The following is a 19648-nucleotide window of genomic DNA, read 5'->3' as shown; positions in this document are numbered from 1 at the left end:
CTACCCCTGTTTCTTGGCTTTGCGCAGCAGCATGTCGCGTTTGACCTTGCTGAGACGATCAAAATACATCCGACCGTTCAGATGATCGATTTGATGCTGCACGCTGGTGGCCTCGATCCCGACAAAGTCGCGGCGGTCGATCATACCCTGTTCGTTCAGAAACCGGACCGTCACCGCACGCGGGCGTTTCACCTTGGCCGAGACGCCGGGCAGATTCGGACTGGCCTCTTCGTGTTCTCGCAATTCGATAGAGCTGTGCAGAATTTCGGGATTTGCCAGACGTACTGCACGGCCCCGCTCGGTCGATCCGTCAACGACCGCCAAGCGCAGCATCACACCGATCTGCGGGGCGGCGAGGCCAACGCCAGGCATGGCCTCCATCGTGTCGATCATGTCATCCCAGATAGCACGAATTTCGTCGGTTACTTCAGACACATCCTCGGCCTTGGTCCGCAGACGTTTGTCCGGCCAGGGCAGGCAGGTGTGGACGGTCACGCGCGGGCCTGTTCGCGTTTGAGTTTCTGCATCTTACGAGTGATCATCTGACGTTTCAGCGGCTTGAGATAATCAATGAACAGCTTACCGTTCAGATGATCGATCTCGTGCTGCACACAGGTTGCCCAGAGCCCATCGAACGTCTCTTTCTGCAAGTTCCCGTCGCGATCCATCCACGTCACCTCCACCACTTTCGGGCGCGTCACCTCGGCGAACTGCTCAGGGATCGACAGGCACCCTTCTTCATAGACGTTAGTCTCGTCTGACGAAGCGATGACCTCAGGGTTGAACATGATCAGAGGGCGTGGCGTCTCGCCTTCTTCCTTGATGCAGTCCATCACGATCAGCCTGTCCAGCACGCCGATCTGCGGTGCGGCCAGCCCGATGCCGGGCGCATCATACATCGTCTCAAGCATGTCGTCGGCCAGTTTGCGTAGTTCGTCCGACAGGTCGGTCACCGGGGCGCAGACCTTTTTCAGACGGGGGTCGGGATGGATCAAAATATTTCGCTTCATGGGGTTGATTTAGGCCATCCCGCCCCCCGCCGCAACGCCCCCCTTGCACCTGCGGGAATTGTAGCTAGCTTTCCTGCGGACAGATGGAGCAGACATGACTTTCAACGACCTGATCGACCGCCGGGGCACCAACAGCTCAAAATGGGACAAGATGGAAAAGCTGTACGGTGTCTCGCCACAAGATGGGCTGGCCATGTGGACCGCCGATTCCGATTATGCCACCGCGCCTTGCGTAATCGAGGCTGTCCGGGATGCCGCCGATCACGGGGCCTTTGGCTATACCTGGGAACACCCGCAATATCTGGCCGCTGTACAGTGGTGGATGCAGAACCGTCACGATTGGGCGATTGACACCGATTGGGTGCTGACCTCGCAAGGGTTGGGCAATGCAATTGCCCTGTGCCTGGATGTCTGGACCCAGCCGGAGGATGGTGTTGTCATCTTTACCCCGGTCTATCACGAGTTTGCTCATAAGATTAACACCGCTGGGCGGCGCGTGGTGGAATGCCCGCTGGCGCGGCAAGGCGACAGCTATGGCATTGATCTTGAGGATGCACAGTCACGGCTGGACGGGTCTGAAAAACTGTTGATGTGGTGCTCACCGCAAAACCCGTCGGGTCGGGTCTGGAGCCCCGAGGAGCTGCGGGCCGTCGCCGCCTTTGCCGAGCGCAACGGGTTGATCCTTGTGTCGGATGAAATTCACCAGGATTTGGTCTATTCCGGTCATACCTTCGTGCCGATGGACAAGGCCGCGCCCGAGGCACGCCCCTGGACCGTGACGCTGACTGCGGCGTCAAAGACGTTCAACATCGCAGGGCAGCGGACCGGCAACATGATCATCCCCGATGACAAGCTGCGCGCCACTATGCGGCATCGGCTGAAAACGTTGGACTATGCGCCCAGCGCCTTAGGCGTGGCCATGATCACTGCGGCCTATTCACCGGAAGGCGCGGCCTGGGCGGATACGCAGGTGGCGCATCTGGACGGCAACCGCAAACTATTTGACGCCGCCATCGCCGAAATACCGGGTCTGTGGTCAATGCCCCTGCAGGCCACCTATCTGGCCTGGGTCGATTTCTCGGGCACCGGGATGGATCACGACGAGTTTGTTCGACGTCTGCGCGAGGACGCCCGGATTGCCACCTCCTCCGGCCCCGGATTCGGCGCTGGCGGAGAGACTTTCGAACGGTTCAATCTGGCCACCCAGCGCAGCCGCGTCGAGGAAGCCTGCGCGCGCCTGAAACGCGCGTTTGGCGACCTTCAATAGCGTCGCGCAAGATTGAGCTATTGATCCTGCTTGTCGTACTGGCTGCTGCGGCGTGGATTAGCTGGCACAGATTAGACCTGCGCACGCCCGCGCCGCATTGGTGCCGCAAGCAACCAAACCGATTACATCCTGTTCGAAAAATCCGTCCCTAGTCTTTGTGCCCTAGCAAAGCAATCGGCGCGTCGGGTGCGCGGTAGAAATCCAGCGGGGCCTTGTCGGCCGCGGCCGTACTACGCTTAAAATCATACCGCATCTCACCGGCCTCTTCATCATCGGCGATGATCAGGCATTGATACAAATGGCGCGCACCGTCGTAGATATCGACCAATCCACGCAATTGCGGTGTCGTAGCGGCCTCAACCGTAAAGCCATCCTTCCACAATCTGAGTATTTTGAACGTATTGTCGTCAACTTCGACACGAAGGCGGCTGGTTTTCTTCAACCCCGCGATTCGCGCCGCGTCCAATTCTGCGCTTATTTCCTTTGAAACATAGGTACTCATAACAACTATTCCCCCGGCAATGGATTCCATTGTGACGGCTCAACTGTAAAAATCCAGTGAAGGCCGTCACATAGCGCCATGCGCTGACGATCTGTTGCTGGGAAATCATCGCATGCCCTGTGCGCAGACGCAGAGCCAGTGCGCGACCCTTCACGTGTCAAGGCTGTGTTCAACACCCTATGTTTGTCGAAACGCACAAGCGGAGGATACGCAATGGGCCTGTTGGTCGACGGCAAATGGCACGACACATGGTATGACACCGAATCTACTGGCGGCGCCTTCAAACGCAGCGCCGCGCAGTTTCGCAATTGGCTGACCGCAGATGGCAGCGCAGGGCCGTCCGGCAAGGACGGTTTCAAGGCGGAACCGGATCGCTATCACCTCTATGTCAGCCACGCCTGCCCCTGGGCACACCGCACACTGATCTTTCGCGAACTAAAAGGGCTGAGCGATCTGGTTTCCGTCTCGGTGGTGCATCCAGACATGCTGGACAAGGGATGGACCTTTGAAACTGACGACCACGGTGCAACCGGTGACACCCTTTATGGATTCGATTACGCCCATCAAATCTATACCAAGGCTGATCCAGCTTATTCGGGACGTGTCACTGTGCCGATCCTGTGGGACAAGCAACAACAGACCATCGTTTCGAACGAAAGTTCGGAAATCATCCGTATGTTCAATACGGCCTTTGACGGCATTACCGGCAACACCGATAACTACTGGCCCGAGGCGATGCGGGACGAGATCGAAGAGGTCAACGCCCGCATCTATTCCGACATCAACAATGGGGTCTACAAATCCGGTTTTGCCACCACGCAACAGGCCTATGACGCCGCCGTGCATCCCCTGTTCGACACACTGGACTGGCTTGAAGATCGCCTTGCCCGAAACCGGTACCTGATGGGCGATCAGGTGACTGAAGCAGATTGGCGGCTGTTCACCACCCTGATCCGGTTTGATCCGGTCTATCATCTGCATTTCAAATGCAACAAGCGGCGGCTGATCGACTATCCGAACCTGTGGGCCTACACACGCGAGCTATATCAATGGCCCGGTGTCGCACAGACGGTAAATATGAACCATATCGTGCGCCACTATCACTACAGCCACGAAACAATCAATCCGAGCCGGATCATCCCAGTGAACCCATCCTTGGATTATCTGCACCCCCACGGGCGCGGTCAGCGACCCGCCGCGTAATGCTCGACCATCGCCGCCAGATCCTCTGGCGGCGTTGCGCTTTGCACATAGGCGCAGGCATTCGGGCTGTGGGCAAAGATCGAACCGTCCGAGAAAAAGGTGGTGTTTGTGACAAAGATCACCCGCGCCTCGGGGCGGCGATAGCTGGCAAAATCGGCCACGGCCAGCGCGCTGCCGGTTTCAAGCACCAGATCCAGCACGATGATATCGAACTCCTGACCATACAGCGCCAGAATCGCTGTCTCCTGCCCGGCCACCAGCGTCACTTCGGTGCCGTGCCGTTCAAGATGCCTTTTCCAGACCCGACCAAGGTCGGGGTTACTCTCAACAATCAAAACATTCATTTGCGACAACCTCGGCCCAAAAAAGAGTGAATGGTGCCGACCCCCCGTGAATTGTGATCACGCTTATTCCTTAACAAAGCGTTAACGACGTTGCCGCAAGGCCCGGAACTTGCGGATTCGCTTGTGTAAACGGCAAAAATCCGCTTGAAACGGGCAGAAACAGGCGATTCCAGCGAGAAACCCCATGGCAAGCCCTACCGAGAATTTGAACCCGCGCGCCGCACGCGACCATGGCGGAGGGCTGGACGGGGCCATCGCATCTTATGGCGGCACGCGTACCGATTGGGTGGACCTGTCCACCGGGATAAATCCTCACCCCTATCAGGTGTCTGGATTGATCCCTTCAGACTGGGCTGAGTTGCCGGATCATGGTGCCTTCGAGCGCCTGACTGAGGCCGCCCGCCAGTTCTGGGCAGTGCCCAATGGGGCCGCAATCCTGCCCGCGCCCGGCGCATCGGCGGTGATCTCCCGCATTCCGGCGCTCGCCGCCCGTGGTCGGGTTCAGATCACAACGCCCACTTACAACGAACATGCCGCCGCCTTCGCCGCGCAAGGCTGGACCGTTCAATCCAACGGCCCAGCCGACGCCCGTGTCATCGTGCATCCCAACAATCCCGATGGCCGGATTTGGTCCGAGGCGGATGCAAACGCCCCGCTGACCGTGATCGACGAGAGCTTTTGCGATGTCAGCCCCGGTGTTTCACTGATCCATCTGGCCGCGCGCCCCGGTGTGATCGTGCTGAAAAGCTTTGGCAAGTTCTGGGGGCTCGCCGGGCTGCGGCTGGGGTTTGCCATCGGTCATCCTGACCTGATCGCCCGGCTGAACGACCTGACGGGGCCTTGGTCCGTGTCCGGCCCTGCCCTGCGGATCGGAGAGCAGGCTTTGCGGGACGTTGACTGGGCCAGTTCCACCCGTCAACACCTGACCGCCGAGTCTGACCGGCTGGATCGATTACTGATCAATAAAGGAGCCACCCTGGTCGGGGGCACCACGCTGTTTCGCCTCTACACCGTCGAAAACGCAGCCCAATGGCAGGACCGTCTGGCCCGCGCCCATATCTGGAGCCGCGTCTTCCCCTATTCCCAGACCTTCTTGCGGGTTGGCCTGCCCCCAGCGGATGGATGGAGCAGGTTAGAGGCCGCACTGTGAGCATCACTTTCATGCTGGTCTGCGCCATGTGTCTGGACGCGGCATTGGGTGAGCCGAACTGGCTCTGGTCGCGCGTTCGCCACCCGGCAGTCGTGATGGGCAACATCGTCGGGTGGTTGGACAAGCACCTGAACCACGGCGCGCAGCGGCGGATGAAAGGCGTCGCAGTAGTGATATTGCTGGTCGTTGGCGCATTGATCCTTGGGCGTTTGCTGGCACTGCTAGGACCAGTCGCTGAGATCATACTCTGTGCCATCCTGCTGGCGCAGAAATCGCTGGTGTCGCATGTACGCGATGTGGGCGAAGGGCTGCGCGTCTCCTTGGCCGAGGGCCGTGCCAAGGTGGCGATGATCGTGTCCCGCGACACTCGCGACATGACCGAGGCGCAGGTTGCCCGCTCTGCGATCGAAAGCGCGGCTGAGAACCTCAGCGACGGGGTCATCGCACCTGCTTTCTGGTTCCTGCTCGCCGGGTTGCCGGGGTTGCTGATTTACAAGGCTATCAACACCGCCGACAGTATGATCGGCTACCGCACCGAAAAGTACTGCGACTTTGGCTGGGCCGCCGCCCGACTGGACGACATGCTGAACCTGATCCCCGCGCGCCTGACTTGCCTGATGATCGTGGCACTGTCCGGCCAATGGGCACGCTGGCCTGACATGGTGGCGGATGCGCGCCGCCATATCTCTCCCAATGCAGGATGGCCCGAGGCCGCCATGGCGCGCGCCCTGAACGTGGCCCTTGCGGGCCCGCGCAGTTATGACGGTAAAGTCCGCGATCTAGCCTGGGTGAACGGCGATGCTCCGCGCGAAATCGGCGCGTCAGAGGTTTTCCGCGCATGTAACATGCTGTGGACCGTTTGGGGGCTTGCGCTTGGCCTTCTATCGGTGTGGGTTGGGGTCAGCTTTATTCTCTGACGGACCTGCCCATGCGCATTCTCTCTGGCCTTGTTGCCGCCGTTCTGCTCGCCTCGCCCGCCCTTGCCCAATGCGGTGGCGGATTCAATTCCTTCGTCAAAGGGCTGAAGGCTGAGGCCATACAGCAAGGGTTCGACAAATCCACCGTCAATGCGTTTTTCAACGGCGTGCAGCAGGACGGCGCCGTCCTGAAAGCCGACCGCGCGCAGGGTGTGTTTCAGAAACCGTTCATCGACTTCTCACGCCATTTGATCTCGCAAAACCGGATCGACCGGGGTCAGGCCATGTCACGCAAATATGATGCGGTGTTTGATCGGATTGATCAGGAATACGGCGTCTCACGCGGGGTTCTTTTGGCCTTTTGGGCGTTCGAGACCGACTATGGCGCGTTTCAGGGCGACTTCAACACCCGCAACGCGCTGGTGACACTGGCCCATGATTGCCGCCGCCCCGAATTGTTCCGACCACAGATCTTTGCGGCCATCGAGCTGTACCAACAGGGCAATTTCGACCCAATTCGCACCACCGGTGCCTGGGCTGGTGAGATTGGAATGGTGCAAATGCTGCCTCGCGACATTCTAGAAAACGGTGTCGACGGGGACGGAGATGGCACGGTCTCGTTGAAAACGTCCGCGCCGGACGCGCTGATGTCGGGCGCCAAGATGCTGTCGCACCTGGGCTGGCAGCCGGGGCAGCCGTGGCTGCAAGAGGTGACGGTGCCCGCGCAAATGGACTGGTCGCTGTCCGGCCCGGGCAAACCGCGCCCAGTGTCCGACTGGCAGGCCATGGGTGTCCAGGCCCGCAACGGATCTTTGGCTAACTTGCCCGCATCGCTGATATTGCCGCAGGGCCACAACGGCCCGGCCTTTTTGGCCTATCCGAATTTCGACGTCTATTTCGAATGGAATCAGAGCTTTGTCTACGTTCTAACCGCCGCCTATTTCGGCACACGGCTGGAAGGTGGTCAAATCTATAATGCCGGTAATGCTTCACAGGGGCTTTCAGGCGCACAAATGAAACAGCTGCAAAGCAAGCTACAGGCGCGCGGGTATGATGTAGGCAAAATCGACGGAATTCTGGGCGCGGGTACACGGGCTGCTGTTCAGGCTGAACAAGCGCGGCTCGGATTACCGGCGGATGCCTGGCCGACGGCCGAATTGCTTGGACGTTTGTGAAACGTTGTTGGATTACGCGCTTTTTGCCGCAAAAAGTGCTCGGCCAGGTTCGAACGCGTGTGAAATGATCTCTGATCCTTCCGTTTCGATTGCAGTGTTCGGCTGAATTTCGACCCAGCCGTCGCTGTCACCATCCAATGGTTCTGATGAGATGATAATACCATCTTTGCAGCGACGGTAATGCAGGCTCGGCGCGTACCGATCCGAAGCATAACGCGCTGCAAATATACGTTCTCCATCTGACCAGCAGGCCGCGAACCTAAGATAGGGTAACACACCGCATCGTCTTGACGCCGCCTCCACTCGCGCGACCGCTCGGGACATTGCTGCTACCGGGTCAGCGTCTAGCCCCTCGCCTTGCGCGATCAGAAAGATCGCTTCGCTTTCTGTTGCGCCAAATCTATACCCATACAGATGTGCTGGGATCATCGCGTCCAGTTCCTGCCGGATCAGATCATGCCCTCCGGCTTGGCCATTGTGCATAAAGCTCCATGCACCGACCCCAAAAGGATGACAGTTGTTCCGAGACGTGGCTGTCCCGGTCGAGGCCCGAACGTGGGCCAGGAAAAGGCGCGATCTGGTATGATGGGTCAATTGCTTAAGGTTTGCGTCCGACCAGGCTGGGTGTGTATCTTTATAAAAACATGGCGTCTCACGATCAGAATACCACGCAAGCCCAAATCCATCAGCATTTACGGGCGTCTTCCCGATCAGCGCGTTGCGGCTCTGAATGACAAGAGATTGCTCTTGATCCAGAACCAATTCATCAAGATACCGCTGCTCGCCGACCCAAGCCAGAAACCGACACATCTGTTCGCCTATTCAAAAATTTCAGATGTGGCTGGTATATCAACTCATTGTGTAGTTTTTTTCCCAAATTTCCAACTTTTTTGGAATTTCTTCTATCAAATGACAACCAGAGTTCGCATTTGGCAATCAATTACTCCGGCCGCACCGGATAACGATCGCCCTTTTGATCAATCAGGATCAGTCGTTCGCCGCTGCGCACATACAAATCGCAGCGGTCGAACCCGTTTCTGTACTGGATGCAGACGCTGCCATCCTCGGCGATCGAATAGGTGCCAAAGGCGGATTCACCGCTGGCATAGGTGTAAGAGTAGGCTCCGCCGACCGAGAAACTGGACTGCCCATCATCAAAAAAGGTCAGTGTGCGCCCGGCCAGCGCCTCCAGTTCTGTTGGCGTCAGGGGAATATCTCCGGGTTTGATTGGCCATTCCGCCGCCCATACCGGGCGTGCGATCAGCAGGATAAGGATCAAAAGACGGGTCATACCAACACCCTACCCCGAATGGTGATGAAAAGGGCATAACGTTGCAGTGATGGGTCAAGCGACCATCTGCTCGGCCTTTTTCAGATCGACCGAGACAAGCTGGCTGACGCCCTGTTCCTGCATGGTCACGCCGAACAGACGATCCATCCGCGCCATCGTCACCGCGTGGTGAGTGATGATCAGGAAACGTGTATCGGTCTGGCGGCACATCTCATCCAGCAGGTCGCAGAACCGAGTGACATTGGCATCGTCAAGCGGCGCGTCGACCTCGTCCAACACACAAATCGGGGCCGGATTGGCGAGGAAGACGCCAAAAATCAAGGCCGTCGCCGTCAGGGTCTGTTCGCCACCCGACAACAGGCTGAGCGTCGACAATTTCTTGCCCGGCGGCTGGCACATGATCTCAAGCCCGGCATCCAGCGGATCGTCGCTTTCGACCATAACCAAATTGGCCTCGCCACCGCCGAAGAGGTGCTTGAACAGCATGGCAAAGTTTGAGTTCACCTGTTCAAACGCGGTCAACAGACGTTCGCGGCCTTCGCGGTTGAGGCTGGCGATACCAGAGCGCAGGGCTTTGATTGCCTCTTCCAAATCCGCCTTTTCGCTGTTCAGTGTGTCAAACTCTTCCTGAACTTCTTTGGCATCTTCTTCAGCGCGCAGGTTCACCGCACCCATCGCATCGCGCTGGCGCTTGTGACGGTTCACTTCGGCCTCAAGCGCGTCGGCGGCAGGCATCTGATCGGGGTTCACGTCCAACTGATTCAGCAACTGGTTCGGGGTCAGCTGCTGATCTTCAGCAATCCGTTCTGCCGTTGCAGTCACGCTTTCCTTGGCGGCATCACAACGTGCTTCTGCCGCCGCGCGGGATTCGCGTGCTTCCGAAGCCTGACGTTCCGCATCCCGTTCGGCCAGCACCACTTCGCGCTGCTGGGTTTCGGCTTCGGCCAACTTATCGGCGGCCTCGGCGCGACGAGCCTCGGCCGTTTCAATCAGCTCGTTCAGCTCCTCGCGGGCTTCGGCGATCTCGCTGGGCGCTGCCATCGCTTCGGACAGCTCTTCTTCCGAACTTTCCTTGCGTTCGGCCAGCTCTGATATCCGTTTTTCCGCCGTTTCCAGACGATGCTTCCACCCGCTGAGGTCTTTTGTAACCTCTTGCGAACGTCGCGTGCGGGCCTCGCCCTCGCGGCGCAATTCATCATGGGACGAGCGATGGGTCAGCATAGTGATCCGCGCAGCCTCGACCGTCTGTTTGATATCTTCGACCTGCGCGCGGGCGGTGTCGAGATCGCCCAGACCGGTCAACGCCCCCTCGGCCTCGCGCAGCTGCGCGCGGGCGGACATGGCGTCCTCTTTGTGGCGATCCACGGCCAGCGACAGTGTCTCAAGCTTGCCTTGCGCCAGATTGCGGTCAGCTTCGGCGCGGCTGAGCGCGCGAGCGGTTTCGGCCATACGCTGATCGGCGGCGCGGCGGGCATCGCGGGCGCGGCGGTCCGCTTCGGTGACATCAGCCAGTTGCTGCGACAACGCCTCATGCGCGGCGCGGGCACCTTCGGCCTGTGCCTCGGTGCGGGTCAGCTCCTGTTTCAGCGCCTCCAGCTTATTGAGCTGCTCCAGCCGCAGGGCAGCGGCGCTTGGTGCATCCTCAGCCCAGGCGCGGAACCCGTCCCACCGCCACAAATCGCCGGACCGGGACACCAGACGCTGCCCCGGCTTCAGCGAAGCCTGCAAACGCGCACCCTGATCCGCATCAACCAGACCAATCTGCGCGATCCGACGGCTCAGGCGATCCGGGCCAGACACATGCAGCGCCAGCGGTTCAACCCCATCCGGCAATGGCTGATCAGCATCATAGCCCGCTACCTGTACCCAACCCGATGGACCGTCGCCTTCGACCAGTGGGGCACGCAGATCATCGGCCAGTGCAGCTCCGAGTGCCTTTTCGTAACCGGGTTCGACGCGTAGCAGGTCAAGTACCTGACCGCCTTCGGCTGTGTCGCGTTCCACCAGCTTTGCCAGCGCTGAGGTTTCGGCACGGATCGCGCCCAGTTCGCCCTCGGCCTCAGACCGTTGTGCGCGGGCCTCAGCCTCACGCGCTTGCGTATCATTGCGCAGTTCATCCGCTGCGGCCAGCGCTTCCTCGGCGGCCTCAGCCGCCTCGCGGGCTTCTTCCTCGCCCTCTTGCGCAGTCTCAAACGCGTCGCTTGCGTTGGTCAAAGCTTCGCGCGCCTCATCCACGGCGCTGCGGGCCTTTTCCTCTTCGACCTCGGATCGAGTCAACGTCTTGCGGCTGTCTTCAACCAGACGCTGCGCCGATTGGTGACGGGCGACCAAGCGCGCCATATCCTCGGTTTCCTGCGACAGATGATCTTCGCGGTCCTGCAACACTGACGCCGCCTCACGCGCGATTTCGGCAGCCTCGGCCACCTTATCCTCGTGCCCTTCGGCGGCCTTGGCCAATTCGCGCGCTTCCCATTCCAGACGTTCGATCATCTGGCCGGCATCGCGATTCAGGCCGGTTTCGCGTTCTATATCGTTGCCCAATTGCTGAATACGGTTGGTCAGCGTCTCAATGGTCTGGCGGGCGCGGGTTTCCTGATCCGACAGGGCATCACGTTGTACCTGCTGGCGTTGCAGGACGGCGGCGGCGATAGCTTCTTCTTCGCGCAGAGGTGGCAGGGTCTCTTCGATTTCGGCACGTTTGGTGGCGGCCGCGCGGGCTTCGGCCTCGGCCCGCGACGCCTCGGTGATCCGTTCGCGCAGCTTTTCTTCGGCCTGCTGGCGGGCCATGTCTGCCTCTTTCCAGCGACGATAGAGCAACATGCCTTCGGCCTGGCGCAGTTGCTCGCCAATCTCGCGATAGCGCGCGGCCTGACGGGCCTGGCGCGCCAGTTGCGCAAGCTGACCGCCTAGTTGTTCAAGCACATCGTCGACGCGGGTCAGATTGGATTCAGTGCCCTTCAACTTCAATTCGGCTTCGTGCCGACGTTGATAAAGACCCGAGATACCTGCGGCCTCTTCCAGAATGCGGCGGCGGGCGCGGGGTTTAGCGTTGATAAGTTCGGCAATGCGGTTCTGCCCAACAAGCGCAGGTGAATGCGCACCTGTCGAAGCATCGGCAAACAGCATCTGAACATCTCTCGCCCGCACGTCCTTGCCATTGGTTTTATAGGCGCTGCCTACGTCGCGGGTGATGCGACGCACGATCTCAAGCTGATCCGCGTCGTTGAACCCTGACGGTGCCAGCCGTTCCGAGTTGTCCATGGTCAGGACAACTTCGGCAAAGTTACGGGCTGGGCGCGTCGCGGCGCCTGCAAAAATCACATCCTCCATCGCGCCGCCACGCATGGATTTGGGGCGGTTTTCCCCCATCACCCAACGCAGAGCTTCCAGAAGGTTGGACTTGCCGCAGCCATTCGGGCCCACCACACCGGTCAACCCATCCGCAATGATCAGATCGGTCGGATCAACAAAGCTTTTGAAGCCGGTAAGTTTGAGTTTGCTAAAGCGCAAAGGCAATGAGTCCTGTGATTCCTATGTGAAGGAAGTCTGCGCAACGGATGGGGGCTGAGTCAACGAAGTTGCGCAGGATATGGGATATCACCCCGACTTATCCACAATATCTTGCCGAAATGCGCAGGAATACGCGTATCTCAGTACGGCGTACACTCGAACACCTGAAAGCCGTACTCCTTCCCAATATCCTCATAAACACCATAATCGACGCATTCGTAATTCGGTGTCGAGATGGCGGTCAGCAACAGACGTTCCCCCGCCTCGTGGTCACAGCCCAGCACACCAACGGTCACCGCGGCGTCGCCCAGTACATCCAGGATTGGACAGCCCGAAACCTGCGCCATGGCCAGCCCCGCCCGATCTTTGATCGGCCCCAGACGCGGGGCGTATTGGGTGTTGATCCGCACGGCCTCGGCCAGATCCCCGCGCACGCGTACGTCAAAGACACTGCCGTTCACGGCGATGCGGGTTGCAGGGATATCCCGGAAATAAGGGGTGCCGGCCGAACACGCGGCCAGCACCGATAGGAGGAACAGATACCGGATCATACCGCCAGCATTGCCGCAATATGGTTAACAGAACCTTTCCTGCATTTAGGTTCGCAGGACGTCGCCCAACCGGCGGATACCCTCGCGGATTGTTGCCTCATCCGAATTCGAAAAGCTCAGACGGATAGTATTGGCCCCGGTTTCGTCTGGAAAGAACGCCTGGCCGGGAACAAAAGCCACCTTCACCGTCTCAAGCGCTTTGGCCAGCAGGTCAGCCCCGCTGAGGCCCTTGGGTAAGGTCACCCAAATGAACATGCCGCCCTCGGGCTTGGTCCAGTCCACCCCACCGGGCATATGTTCGCGCAATGCGCTGAGCATCGCATCGCGTCGTGCGCCGTAAACGCGGCGCAACATGGGGATGTGCGTATCAAAGCAGGCACGCGCCACTTCATTGATAGCCATTTGGTTGATCGTCGCGGAATGCAAGTCAGCTGCCTGTTTCATCAACACCAGCTGCGAAATTACAGGCTTAGCCGCCACGACCCATCCCACCCGAAGGCCCGGAGACAGGGTTTTCGAGAAGCTGCCACAATAAATCGTCCTGCAGCTTTCGATCGACCCTTTGCGCGCCAATTCCAACGCCAGAACTGGCGGAATTGCTTCCCCATCATAGCGCAGGGCCTGATAGGCGCCGTCTTCGATCACAGCGCAGTTCAATTCGTCCGCCAGATCGAGCAGGGTTTCGCGGCCGCGCAGGTCTACAGTTTCTCCGGTCGGGTTGGCAAAGTCAGGCGACAGATACGCAAATTTAACAGCCCCCTCACCCGCTGCGGCAGCGTATTCAGCCGCCCTGCGGTTGCCGTTGATGCCAAGCCGGTCAAAGCGCGGTTCATAGGCATTGAACGCGGCCAATGCCCCCAGATAGGTGGGCCATCCTACCAGTGCTGTATCACCCGGCGACAGGTACAACTTGCCCAAGTAGTCTAGTGCCTGCTGCGAACCCGACGTGATCAGGATGTTATCAAGCCCGCAGTCGATCCCGATCTGGCGCATGTGATCGACTAGCCATTCCCGCAGCGGGACATAGCCCTCGCTGACGGAATATTGCAGCGCCTGATCTTTTAGTTCAGTGCCCAGTGCGTTCTGGAACGCAGCGGCAAAACCTTCTGCCGGAAACAACGCTGGATCCGGAATTCCTCCCGCGAAGGAAATAATGCCCGGCTGGTCCAACAGCTTGAGCAATTCACGTATCTCGGACGCCTTCATACGCTTTGTTCGCGTGGCAAACAGGTCTTTGGTCGACATTGGTCTCCTCCCCTACCTCGCAGGGCAGACTAAGCGTGATTTATTTAATGTCAATCATTCTGACCTAATATACCGAACTAACATTCACCTGTTCTTGAACCGGTCAATATTACGTGGTCATATGATTTGACCAATTTCGGAAAAGCCGACATGCCCTTTCAAAAAGTCCAGACTGAAAAGCTGTCCATCGCAGTGGTGAAACAGATCGAATTGCTGATCCTGCGTGGCATCCTGCGCCCAGGCGAGCGGCTTCCGGCGGAACGCGAGTTGGCAGAGCGGCTGGGCGTATCGCGCCCCTCGTTGCGCGAAGCGATCTCGGAATTGCAGGATCAGGGGTTGCTGACCGCCAAGGCCGGGTCCGGTATCTATGTGGCCGAGGTTCTGGGCTCTGCCTTTTCCCCGGCGCTGGTTCGGCTGTTCAGCAGCCACGAAGAAGCGGTGTTCGACTATCTGTCTTTCCGCCGCGATCTAGAAGGGTTGGCGGCCGAGCGTGCCGCACGGCTGGGATCAGACAGCGATTTGAAAGTGGTTCAGGCGATTTTCGACAAGATGCAGGCTGCGCATGCGCGCAACGCCCCTCAGGACGAGGCGCAACTGGATGCGCAATTCCACATGGCCATCATCGAGGCCAGCCACAACGTAGTTATGCTGCATATGATGCGGTCGATGTACGACCTGCTGCAACAGGGCGTGTTCTACAATCGTCAGATGATGTTTCAGCAGCGCACAACGCGTGGTGCCATTCTGGACCAGCACCGCGCGATCAACACAGCCCTGCAGGCACGCGACCCCGCTGCAGCCCGCGATGCAGTCCAGCAGCATCTGAACTATGTCCAGAGCTGTATGGAAGATCACCAGAAAGCCCTGCGAAACGAAGCCATCGCACAGCAACGGCTGCAGCATGAGACCGGTCAAACCTGAAGAGGCGCGCGAGGTATCAGTGCAGCGTCCAACTGTCGCGTCTCAAATCCGAACACAATAAGTTCATAATTTATTACGCAATTTCTGCTGGTTATCTGCTGGATATTGACCCGCAGCTAAACCAATTAAACAGGCAAGTCGCGAACCTTAACCGTCGCTGAAACCCTGGTGCCTGACATGATCCTTTTCAAACCCGGGCAACGCCCAAAAACGAACCCCTGCTTGATCGTTGCCAGCAACGGTCGATCCGGTAGCACGCTCATGTTTGATGCTTTGTGGAAGGCGCAAAAGCAGCGGCGTGTGTGGCCCAAGCCCAAAGCGACCTTTGAAATGGAGCTGGCACAGGCCGAATTGCATCAGGGAAACCTTGTCAAAACACATGATTTTCCCGGCGTGCTGAGAGGTCGTGACAACGTCAAGGTCTTGTTCTGCCATGGCCCGACAAAAGACTCGGCGCTTTCGGTCTATTCCGTGCTTGGTCGCTATGGTCGCGACTGGATCCGTCAGCATTTCGCACATCTTCACGCCAAAGGAACTTTTGAGGATCTATTCAAATATGACGTTCTCAACCAAGCAGAGCAGATGAGGCAATGGGCCACGTTCGAAAACGTACCTGTCCTGTGCCTGAACTATGATGCCATCTGGCGCAGACAGAGCGAAGTTGCCGATTTTCTGGAGTTGAACTTTTCCCTGCCCGAAAGAATAGAACGCGCAAAGAAATCCATACCCGATGAGATTCTAGATCAAGCGTCGGCGGTTTACGATCCCATCGACGCTGTACTGAGCGAACTACCGGAACTGTTTGTCGCCTCAGCCAAATATGCGGACATTCTGAACCGGCTGCCAAGTCAACGCTCAGCGGCTTGATCTTCGCGTCGTAAGAAAGAAAAAACCCGGCTCTGAGGCCGGGTTTTTCAATTTCATCATGTGAAGATCTTAGTGCAGCTTTTCGCCCACATCGGCAATTGCAGCGTCGATCAGCTTGTTCGCCTGCGTCGCCGTCATCTGCTTGGCCAGAACCGCATTTGCCGCCGAAACAGCAACAGTAATCGCCTGATCACGCACCTCTTTAACTGCCGAAGCCTCGGCCGATGCGATCTGATCCTGTGCAGCGGCCAGACGGCGCGCAATGGACTTTTCCAGATCGGCCTTGGCCTGTTCGGCCGCCAGCGCGGCGTCGTCTTTTGCAGCCGCCACAATCGCGTCTGCCTGCGTTTGAACTTCGCGTTGCTTGCGCTCGTACGAGGCCAACAGGGTGCGGGCTTCTTCGTGCAGGGCACGGGCTTCATCCAACTCGGACTTGATGCCCTCGGCGCGGTTGTCCAGCGCGCCACCGATCATACCCGGCACCTTGAAATAGAACAGGACCGCGATGAAGACGATAAAGCCCAACAGGACCACAAAGTCGGTGTTGCCAAGCGAGAAGAACGGGCCGCTTGCGGCCAGAGCGGGGCTGGCAGCGCCAAAGGTCAGGATAAGGGCAAGAGTGTTCCGCATGTCGCTTATCCTTTCATCTGCGCGTCAACAGCACCGTCAATGGCTTTGGCATCCGCCTCACCGCCCAGTGCAGTAACCAGTTCAGCCGCCGTGTCCTTGGCAACCACTTGAATGCTTTCCAGCGCACCTGCACGGATATCGGCGATCGCCTTTTCCGATTCAGCCGCCTTTGCAGCGATTTCCGCGTCCGCCTTGGCGATCGCGTCATCCAGGCCAGCCTGAATTTCGGCGCGTGCCTCGGCAGCGATACGTTGCGCCTCAGAACGGGCATCGGCCAACGCTTTGTTATAGGCTTCTTCGGCCTCGACCGCTTTGGCCTTCAGATCTTCGGCCGCAGCCAGGTCATTTGTAATGGTCCCCTGACGTTCAGCCAGGATTGCCGCGATGCGCGGCAAGGCCACGCGGGACAGGACCAGAAAGATGACGACCAGCGTGATGACCAGCCAGAAAATCTGGTTGGGGAACCAATCAAAGCAGAGCTGCGGCATCCCGATGGCCGAGCCATGGGAGTCCACGCATTTGCCAACTACTTCTTCGGCAATAGGTTCAGTCGCCATGTTGTCCTCCGTCGGAACGTTGTCTTTACAACAGGCGGGCCGCTATGGCTTGGGCCCACCTGCGCGTAAGGATCAGGTTCCGCAGATTATACGGCGAACATCAGCAGCAGCGAGACCAGGAATGCGAAGATCCCCAGGGCTTCTGCGAATGCGATACCGATGAACAGGGTTGCGGTCTGCGAAGCAGCCGCCGAAGGGTTGCGCAGGGCGCCGGCCAGGAAGTTGCCTGCAACGTTGCCCACCCCGATTGCGGCTGCGCCGGAACCGATTGCTGCCAGGCCTGCGCCGATGTGTGCGAGATCGCCTTCCATGATGTTTCTCCTTACGAATTGGAAGTTTCGATGTTGGGGTATCAGACCTTAGTGCGACGGATGCAGCGCATCTTTCAGATAGACACAGGTCAGAATGGTGAAAACGTAAGCCTGGATAAAGGACACAAGGACCTCGAGGCCATACATTGCGGTGATCGCCAGAACAGACACGGGTGAGATCACGGCGATCGCGGCAAAGCCTGCGAACACCTTGATAACCGCGTGGCCCGCCATGACGTTACCGGCAAGACGAATGGAGTGGCTGACAGGGCGTACGAAGTACGAAATCAGCTCGATGATCGCCAGAACCGGACGCAGGGCCAGCGGTGCGCTGGAGACCCAGAACAGACCCAGAAACGCGGCACCGTTCTTGACGAAACCCAGAACAGTCACGGTCAGGAACACGGCCAACGCCAGCGGGATGGTCACGGCGAAATGCGATGTGGTGGTAAAGGACGTCGGGATCATGCCCAGGAAGTTTGCGCAGACGATGAACATGAACAGGGTCATGACATAGGGGAAGTACTTAACACCTTCCTTGCCGCAGATGTCTTCCAACATCTTGTAGATGAAACCATAGGCCAGTTCAGCCACCGACTGCATCCGGGTCGGAACAATCGCGCGTTTCGAAGTGCTGAGAACCAGCAGAGCAAAGATCGCGGCAATCGCCAGGAACATCCACAGGGTCACGTTGGTGGGCGTGTACCATGCAATTGCACCGTCACCGAAAAGCGGTTTGACGATGAACTGATCCATCGGGTGGAAAACCAGGCTGCTGCCTTCTGCTGCGGTGGTCTCAGTTGCCACGTTCAGTCCCTCTCGTCCTTCTCGGCAGCCGTCGCTGCCGTTTGTTTCTCTTGAACCTCTTTGGCGCTGCGGAGCATTACTTTCACTCCGGCGACAAGGCCCAGCAATGTGAACAGCACCAGAAAGATCGGGATCGTCCCGAGCAGGCTGTCCAGCCCGTATCCGATGCCAAATCCGATCCCCAGACCGGATACCATTTCGATGACCATCCTCCAGGCAAGCTCGCCCCCGGACACGTCAGCATCTGCACGAGGCTTTGGCTGCTTCGCCTTTTTCGCCGCCTCGATCTTCGCCTCCAGCTGCGCCATACGCTGCTTTTGGTCATCATCGGTCACGGGCGTTTCCCTCGCACAGTCTTGGGTAGGGTGCTAAGGGGCAAGGCGCACAGAGTCAACGGCGTTGAGCAACCGAATTGCCGCAGTTTAAATAATTGATTTTAATAGTTTTTCACCCAACCTCAGCCGAGGCAAAACCTGCGCAAGCGCAGCGGCTTCAACCAAAACCCCTGAATCCGCATATTCAACCAAATGGTTGACCAAACTCGAAGGCTGTGGTTGAGCGAAGGCATGTCCAATGATCTCGACACCGTATTCGCAGCTCTCGCCGACCCCACGCGCCGCGCCATTCTGGCGATGCTGCTTGAGGATGATATGGCCGTGACCGATGTGGCAGAACCGTTCGAGATGTCATTGGCCGCAATCTCGAAACATCTGGTGATCCTGACCAAGGCTGGATTGATCAGCCAGGAAAAACGCGGACGGGTGAAGTGGTGCAAGCTGGAACCTGACGCTTTGCGCACGGCGTCGGTCTGGATGCAAGGCTTTGGACAGTTCGAGCCCGTCAATCTGGACGCGTTCGAACGGTTTCTGGAAATTGAACTGCCTGCGGCTGACGACCCCTAGATTTAGCGCACGACGAAAACCGAAACCTTGGCATGGTTAGCCAGGTATCCTGCATGGCTTGAAAAGATATAGTCCGTGATCCGCGGGGCGTGACTTCCCACAACAATCAGGTCAGCACCAATTTCCTCGGCGGCGCGCATCAGGTCACCATCAACCTCCGCTGCAACATCGACCGAGTGAATATTGCGGTATTCGACTTCTGTCCCGCCGCTCTTGGCCAGTTCATCGGCGAAACCCTGCAATTCTTCGTTGACTGCTGCGTCTGTCTGAACCGGGTCACCGGGTTGAGTTCCGGTCACACTGACTACGGTTATCTTCGCATCCTGCCATTTGGCAACTTCAGCAGCGACATCGGCGGCTTTGCGAACCTCGGGGGGAAGATGCAAGTCAACTGGGAACATAATGTGAGTATACATGACGAATTCCTCCTTGGTCCCAAGCATAAGGTTATTCGCATGTATCGACATTGATCTGCCTCAACGGGCGTC

General features: G+C 58.4%; 23 protein-coding genes. 8 read left to right on the top strand and 15 right to left on the bottom strand.

Translation table 11 applies throughout. From position 1 onward, the window contains the following. Together def (ACR0B0_RS12345) and def (ACR0B0_RS12340) are read right to left on the bottom strand one after the other, a co-directional pair. Entirely contained in the window at nt 1-495 is a 495-nt protein-coding gene (gene def / locus ACR0B0_RS12345) for a peptide deformylase (RefSeq protein ID WP_170360011.1), read from the bottom strand. Continuing rightward, the gene (def, locus tag ACR0B0_RS12340) at nt 492-1010 is read right to left on the bottom strand and encodes a peptide deformylase (RefSeq protein WP_480647996.1); all 519 of its coding nucleotides are present in this window, start codon (nt 1008-1010) and stop codon (nt 492-494) included. Before def (ACR0B0_RS12340) ends, def (ACR0B0_RS12345) begins: the two co-directional genes overlap by 4 nt. 94 nt (nt 1011-1104) lie before the next feature. Here def (ACR0B0_RS12340) and ACR0B0_RS12335 point away from each other — a divergent pair, with 94 nt between their 5' ends. Beyond that, nucleotides 1105-2277, top strand: coding sequence for a MalY/PatB family protein (locus ACR0B0_RS12335; protein ID WP_170350353.1), 1173 nt, complete (start codon nt 1105-1107; stop codon nt 2275-2277). A 148-nt stretch (nt 2278-2425) separates the two neighbouring features. Here ACR0B0_RS12335 and ACR0B0_RS12330 read toward each other — a convergent pair whose 3' ends face one another. After that, nucleotides 2426-2779: a hypothetical protein gene (locus tag ACR0B0_RS12330; RefSeq protein ID WP_170350352.1), complete on the bottom strand. Its 354-nt coding sequence runs from the start codon at nt 2777-2779 to the stop codon at nt 2426-2428. Nucleotides 2780-2992: 213 nt separating this feature from the next. On the opposite strand from ACR0B0_RS12330, the gene ACR0B0_RS12325 reads away from it, so the two are divergent. Continuing rightward, nucleotides 2993-3982 carry a glutathione S-transferase family protein gene (locus ACR0B0_RS12325; protein ID WP_480647994.1) on the top strand — a complete coding sequence of 330 codons (990 nt, stop codon included), beginning with the start codon at nt 2993-2995 and terminating at the stop codon, nt 3980-3982. Here the strand turns inward: ACR0B0_RS12325 and ACR0B0_RS12320 are convergent. Continuing rightward, nucleotides 3964-4326 (bottom strand): response regulator transcription factor, encoded by a 363-nt coding sequence (locus tag ACR0B0_RS12320; RefSeq protein WP_480647992.1) that lies wholly within the window; start codon nt 4324-4326, stop codon nt 3964-3966. The genes ACR0B0_RS12325 and ACR0B0_RS12320 overlap by 19 nt on opposite strands. Before the next feature lie 184 nt (nt 4327-4510). Here ACR0B0_RS12320 and ACR0B0_RS12315 point away from each other — a divergent pair, with 184 nt between their 5' ends. Genes ACR0B0_RS12315 through ACR0B0_RS12305 form a run of 3 tightly spaced genes read left to right on the top strand, consistent with a single transcriptional unit; the run spans nt 4511 to nt 7568 of the window. Further along, the gene (locus ACR0B0_RS12315; protein WP_425081487.1) at nt 4511-5476 is read left to right on the top strand and encodes a threonine-phosphate decarboxylase; all 966 of its coding nucleotides are present in this window, start codon (nt 4511-4513) and stop codon (nt 5474-5476) included. After that, a complete protein-coding gene (cbiB, locus tag ACR0B0_RS12310) occupies nt 5473-6393 on the top strand; it encodes an adenosylcobinamide-phosphate synthase CbiB (RefSeq protein ID WP_480647989.1) in 921 nt (306 codons plus the stop codon). Before ACR0B0_RS12315 ends, cbiB begins: the two co-directional genes overlap by 4 nt. A gap of 11 nt (nt 6394-6404) precedes the next feature. After that, the gene (locus ACR0B0_RS12305; protein ID WP_480647987.1) at nt 6405-7568 is read left to right on the top strand and encodes a lytic murein transglycosylase; all 1164 of its coding nucleotides are present in this window, start codon (nt 6405-6407) and stop codon (nt 7566-7568) included. A 12-nt stretch (nt 7569-7580) separates the two neighbouring features. Here the strand turns inward: ACR0B0_RS12305 and ACR0B0_RS12300 are convergent, their stop codons facing one another. From ACR0B0_RS12300 to ACR0B0_RS12280, 5 genes are all read right to left on the bottom strand, one after another. Next, nucleotides 7581-8378 (bottom strand): class II glutamine amidotransferase, encoded by a 798-nt coding sequence (locus tag ACR0B0_RS12300; RefSeq protein ID WP_170350346.1) that lies wholly within the window; start codon nt 8376-8378, stop codon nt 7581-7583. A 130-nt stretch (nt 8379-8508) separates the two neighbouring features. Beyond that, on the bottom strand, nt 8509-8859 hold the full coding sequence (locus ACR0B0_RS12295) for a hypothetical protein (RefSeq protein ID WP_480647985.1): 351 nt from the start codon (nt 8857-8859) through the stop codon (nt 8509-8511). Between the two features lie 54 nt (nt 8860-8913). After that, a complete protein-coding gene (locus ACR0B0_RS12290) occupies nt 8914-12369 on the bottom strand; it encodes a chromosome segregation SMC family protein (protein WP_480647983.1) in 3456 nt (1151 codons plus the stop codon). Nucleotides 12370-12509: 140 nt separating this feature from the next. Next, nucleotides 12510-12920: a hypothetical protein gene (locus ACR0B0_RS12285; protein ID WP_170398626.1), complete on the bottom strand. Its 411-nt coding sequence runs from the start codon at nt 12918-12920 to the stop codon at nt 12510-12512. A 45-nt stretch (nt 12921-12965) separates the two neighbouring features. Next, complete coding sequence (locus ACR0B0_RS12280; protein WP_480647981.1) at nt 12966-14165, bottom strand: aminotransferase-like domain-containing protein; 1200 nt, start codon at nt 14163-14165, stop codon at nt 12966-12968. A 150-nt stretch (nt 14166-14315) separates the two neighbouring features. Between ACR0B0_RS12280 and ACR0B0_RS12275 the strand changes: the two genes are divergently transcribed. Together ACR0B0_RS12275 and ACR0B0_RS12270 are read left to right on the top strand one after the other, a co-directional pair. Next, nucleotides 14316-15086: a FadR/GntR family transcriptional regulator gene (locus ACR0B0_RS12275; protein ID WP_170550845.1), complete on the top strand. Its 771-nt coding sequence runs from the start codon at nt 14316-14318 to the stop codon at nt 15084-15086. Between the two features lie 261 nt (nt 15087-15347). Beyond that, on the top strand, nt 15348-15953 hold the full coding sequence (locus ACR0B0_RS12270; RefSeq protein WP_480647979.1) for a hypothetical protein: 606 nt from the start codon (nt 15348-15350) through the stop codon (nt 15951-15953). A gap of 69 nt (nt 15954-16022) precedes the next feature. On the opposite strand, the gene ACR0B0_RS12265 is transcribed toward ACR0B0_RS12270, so the two are convergent. The 5 genes from ACR0B0_RS12265 to ACR0B0_RS12245 all read right to left on the bottom strand — a co-directional run bounded on the left by ACR0B0_RS12265 (nt 16023) and on the right by ACR0B0_RS12245 (nt 18593). Then, nucleotides 16023-16583 carry a F0F1 ATP synthase subunit B gene (locus tag ACR0B0_RS12265; RefSeq protein ID WP_170350339.1) on the bottom strand — a complete coding sequence of 187 codons (561 nt, stop codon included), beginning with the start codon at nt 16581-16583 and terminating at the stop codon, nt 16023-16025. Between the two features lie 5 nt (nt 16584-16588). Then, nucleotides 16589-17140, bottom strand: coding sequence for a F0F1 ATP synthase subunit B' (locus ACR0B0_RS12260; RefSeq protein WP_170350338.1), 552 nt, complete (start codon nt 17138-17140; stop codon nt 16589-16591). An 86-nt stretch (nt 17141-17226) separates the two neighbouring features. Next, nucleotides 17227-17451: a F0F1 ATP synthase subunit C gene (locus tag ACR0B0_RS12255; RefSeq protein ID WP_005981269.1), complete on the bottom strand. Its 225-nt coding sequence runs from the start codon at nt 17449-17451 to the stop codon at nt 17227-17229. Nucleotides 17452-17499: 48 nt separating this feature from the next. Then, complete coding sequence (locus tag ACR0B0_RS12250; RefSeq protein WP_170350337.1) at nt 17500-18258, bottom strand: F0F1 ATP synthase subunit A; 759 nt, start codon at nt 18256-18258, stop codon at nt 17500-17502. A gap of 2 nt (nt 18259-18260) precedes the next feature. Next, nucleotides 18261-18593, bottom strand: coding sequence for an AtpZ/AtpI family protein (locus ACR0B0_RS12245; RefSeq protein WP_170350336.1), 333 nt, complete (start codon nt 18591-18593; stop codon nt 18261-18263). 231 nt (nt 18594-18824) lie between these two features. Between ACR0B0_RS12245 and ACR0B0_RS12240 the strand changes: the two genes are divergently transcribed. Beyond that, nucleotides 18825-19160 (top strand): ArsR/SmtB family transcription factor, encoded by a 336-nt coding sequence (locus ACR0B0_RS12240; protein ID WP_170350335.1) that lies wholly within the window; start codon nt 18825-18827, stop codon nt 19158-19160. 2 nt (nt 19161-19162) lie between these two features. On the opposite strand, the gene ACR0B0_RS12235 is transcribed toward ACR0B0_RS12240, so the two are convergent. Continuing rightward, complete coding sequence (locus ACR0B0_RS12235) at nt 19163-19576, bottom strand: universal stress protein (protein ID WP_170411388.1); 414 nt, start codon at nt 19574-19576, stop codon at nt 19163-19165. Between the last annotated feature and the right edge of the window lie 72 nt (nt 19577-19648).

This window comes from Ruegeria sp. BA12 (genome assembly GCF_056539625.1).
Note: the sequence above shows the minus strand (reverse complement) of the source record. Positions and strands in the feature narration are given on the sequence as shown.

What these genes read in the sequence shown, in the direction of transcription:
- def (WP_480647996.1), bottom strand. Translation starts at nt 1,010, where the DNA reads ATGAAGCGAAATATTTTGATCCATCCCGACCCCCGTCTGAAAAAGGTC.
- ACR0B0_RS12335 (WP_170350353.1), top strand. Translation starts at nt 1,105, where the DNA reads ATGACTTTCAACGACCTGATCGACCGCCGGGGCACCAACAGCTCAAAA.
- ACR0B0_RS12330 (WP_170350352.1), bottom strand. Translation starts at nt 2,779, where the DNA reads ATGAGTACCTATGTTTCAAAGGAAATAAGCGCAGAATTGGACGCGGCG.
- ACR0B0_RS12325 (WP_480647994.1), top strand. Translation starts at nt 2,993, where the DNA reads ATGGGCCTGTTGGTCGACGGCAAATGGCACGACACATGGTATGACACC.
- ACR0B0_RS12320 (WP_480647992.1), bottom strand. Translation starts at nt 4,326, where the DNA reads ATGAATGTTTTGATTGTTGAGAGTAACCCCGACCTTGGTCGGGTCTGG.
- ACR0B0_RS12315 (WP_425081487.1), top strand. Translation starts at nt 4,511, where the DNA reads ATGGCAAGCCCTACCGAGAATTTGAACCCGCGCGCCGCACGCGACCAT.
- ACR0B0_RS12305 (WP_480647987.1), top strand. Translation starts at nt 6,405, where the DNA reads ATGCGCATTCTCTCTGGCCTTGTTGCCGCCGTTCTGCTCGCCTCGCCC.
- ACR0B0_RS12300 (WP_170350346.1), bottom strand. Translation starts at nt 8,378, where the DNA reads ATGTGTCGGTTTCTGGCTTGGGTCGGCGAGCAGCGGTATCTTGATGAA.
- ACR0B0_RS12295 (WP_480647985.1), bottom strand. Translation starts at nt 8,859, where the DNA reads ATGACCCGTCTTTTGATCCTTATCCTGCTGATCGCACGCCCGGTATGG.
- ACR0B0_RS12285 (WP_170398626.1), bottom strand. Translation starts at nt 12,920, where the DNA reads ATGATCCGGTATCTGTTCCTCCTATCGGTGCTGGCCGCGTGTTCGGCC.
- ACR0B0_RS12280 (WP_480647981.1), bottom strand. Translation starts at nt 14,165, where the DNA reads ATGTCGACCAAAGACCTGTTTGCCACGCGAACAAAGCGTATGAAGGCG.
- ACR0B0_RS12275 (WP_170550845.1), top strand. Translation starts at nt 14,316, where the DNA reads ATGCCCTTTCAAAAAGTCCAGACTGAAAAGCTGTCCATCGCAGTGGTG.
- ACR0B0_RS12270 (WP_480647979.1), top strand. Translation starts at nt 15,348, where the DNA reads ATGTTTGATGCTTTGTGGAAGGCGCAAAAGCAGCGGCGTGTGTGGCCC.
- ACR0B0_RS12265 (WP_170350339.1), bottom strand. Translation starts at nt 16,583, where the DNA reads ATGCGGAACACTCTTGCCCTTATCCTGACCTTTGGCGCTGCCAGCCCC.
- ACR0B0_RS12260 (WP_170350338.1), bottom strand. Translation starts at nt 17,140, where the DNA reads ATGGCGACTGAACCTATTGCCGAAGAAGTAGTTGGCAAATGCGTGGAC.
- ACR0B0_RS12255 (WP_005981269.1), bottom strand. Translation starts at nt 17,451, where the DNA reads ATGGAAGGCGATCTCGCACACATCGGCGCAGGCCTGGCAGCAATCGGT.
- ACR0B0_RS12240 (WP_170350335.1), top strand. Translation starts at nt 18,825, where the DNA reads ATGTCCAATGATCTCGACACCGTATTCGCAGCTCTCGCCGACCCCACG.
- ACR0B0_RS12235 (WP_170411388.1), bottom strand. Translation starts at nt 19,576, where the DNA reads ATGTATACTCACATTATGTTCCCAGTTGACTTGCATCTTCCCCCCGAG.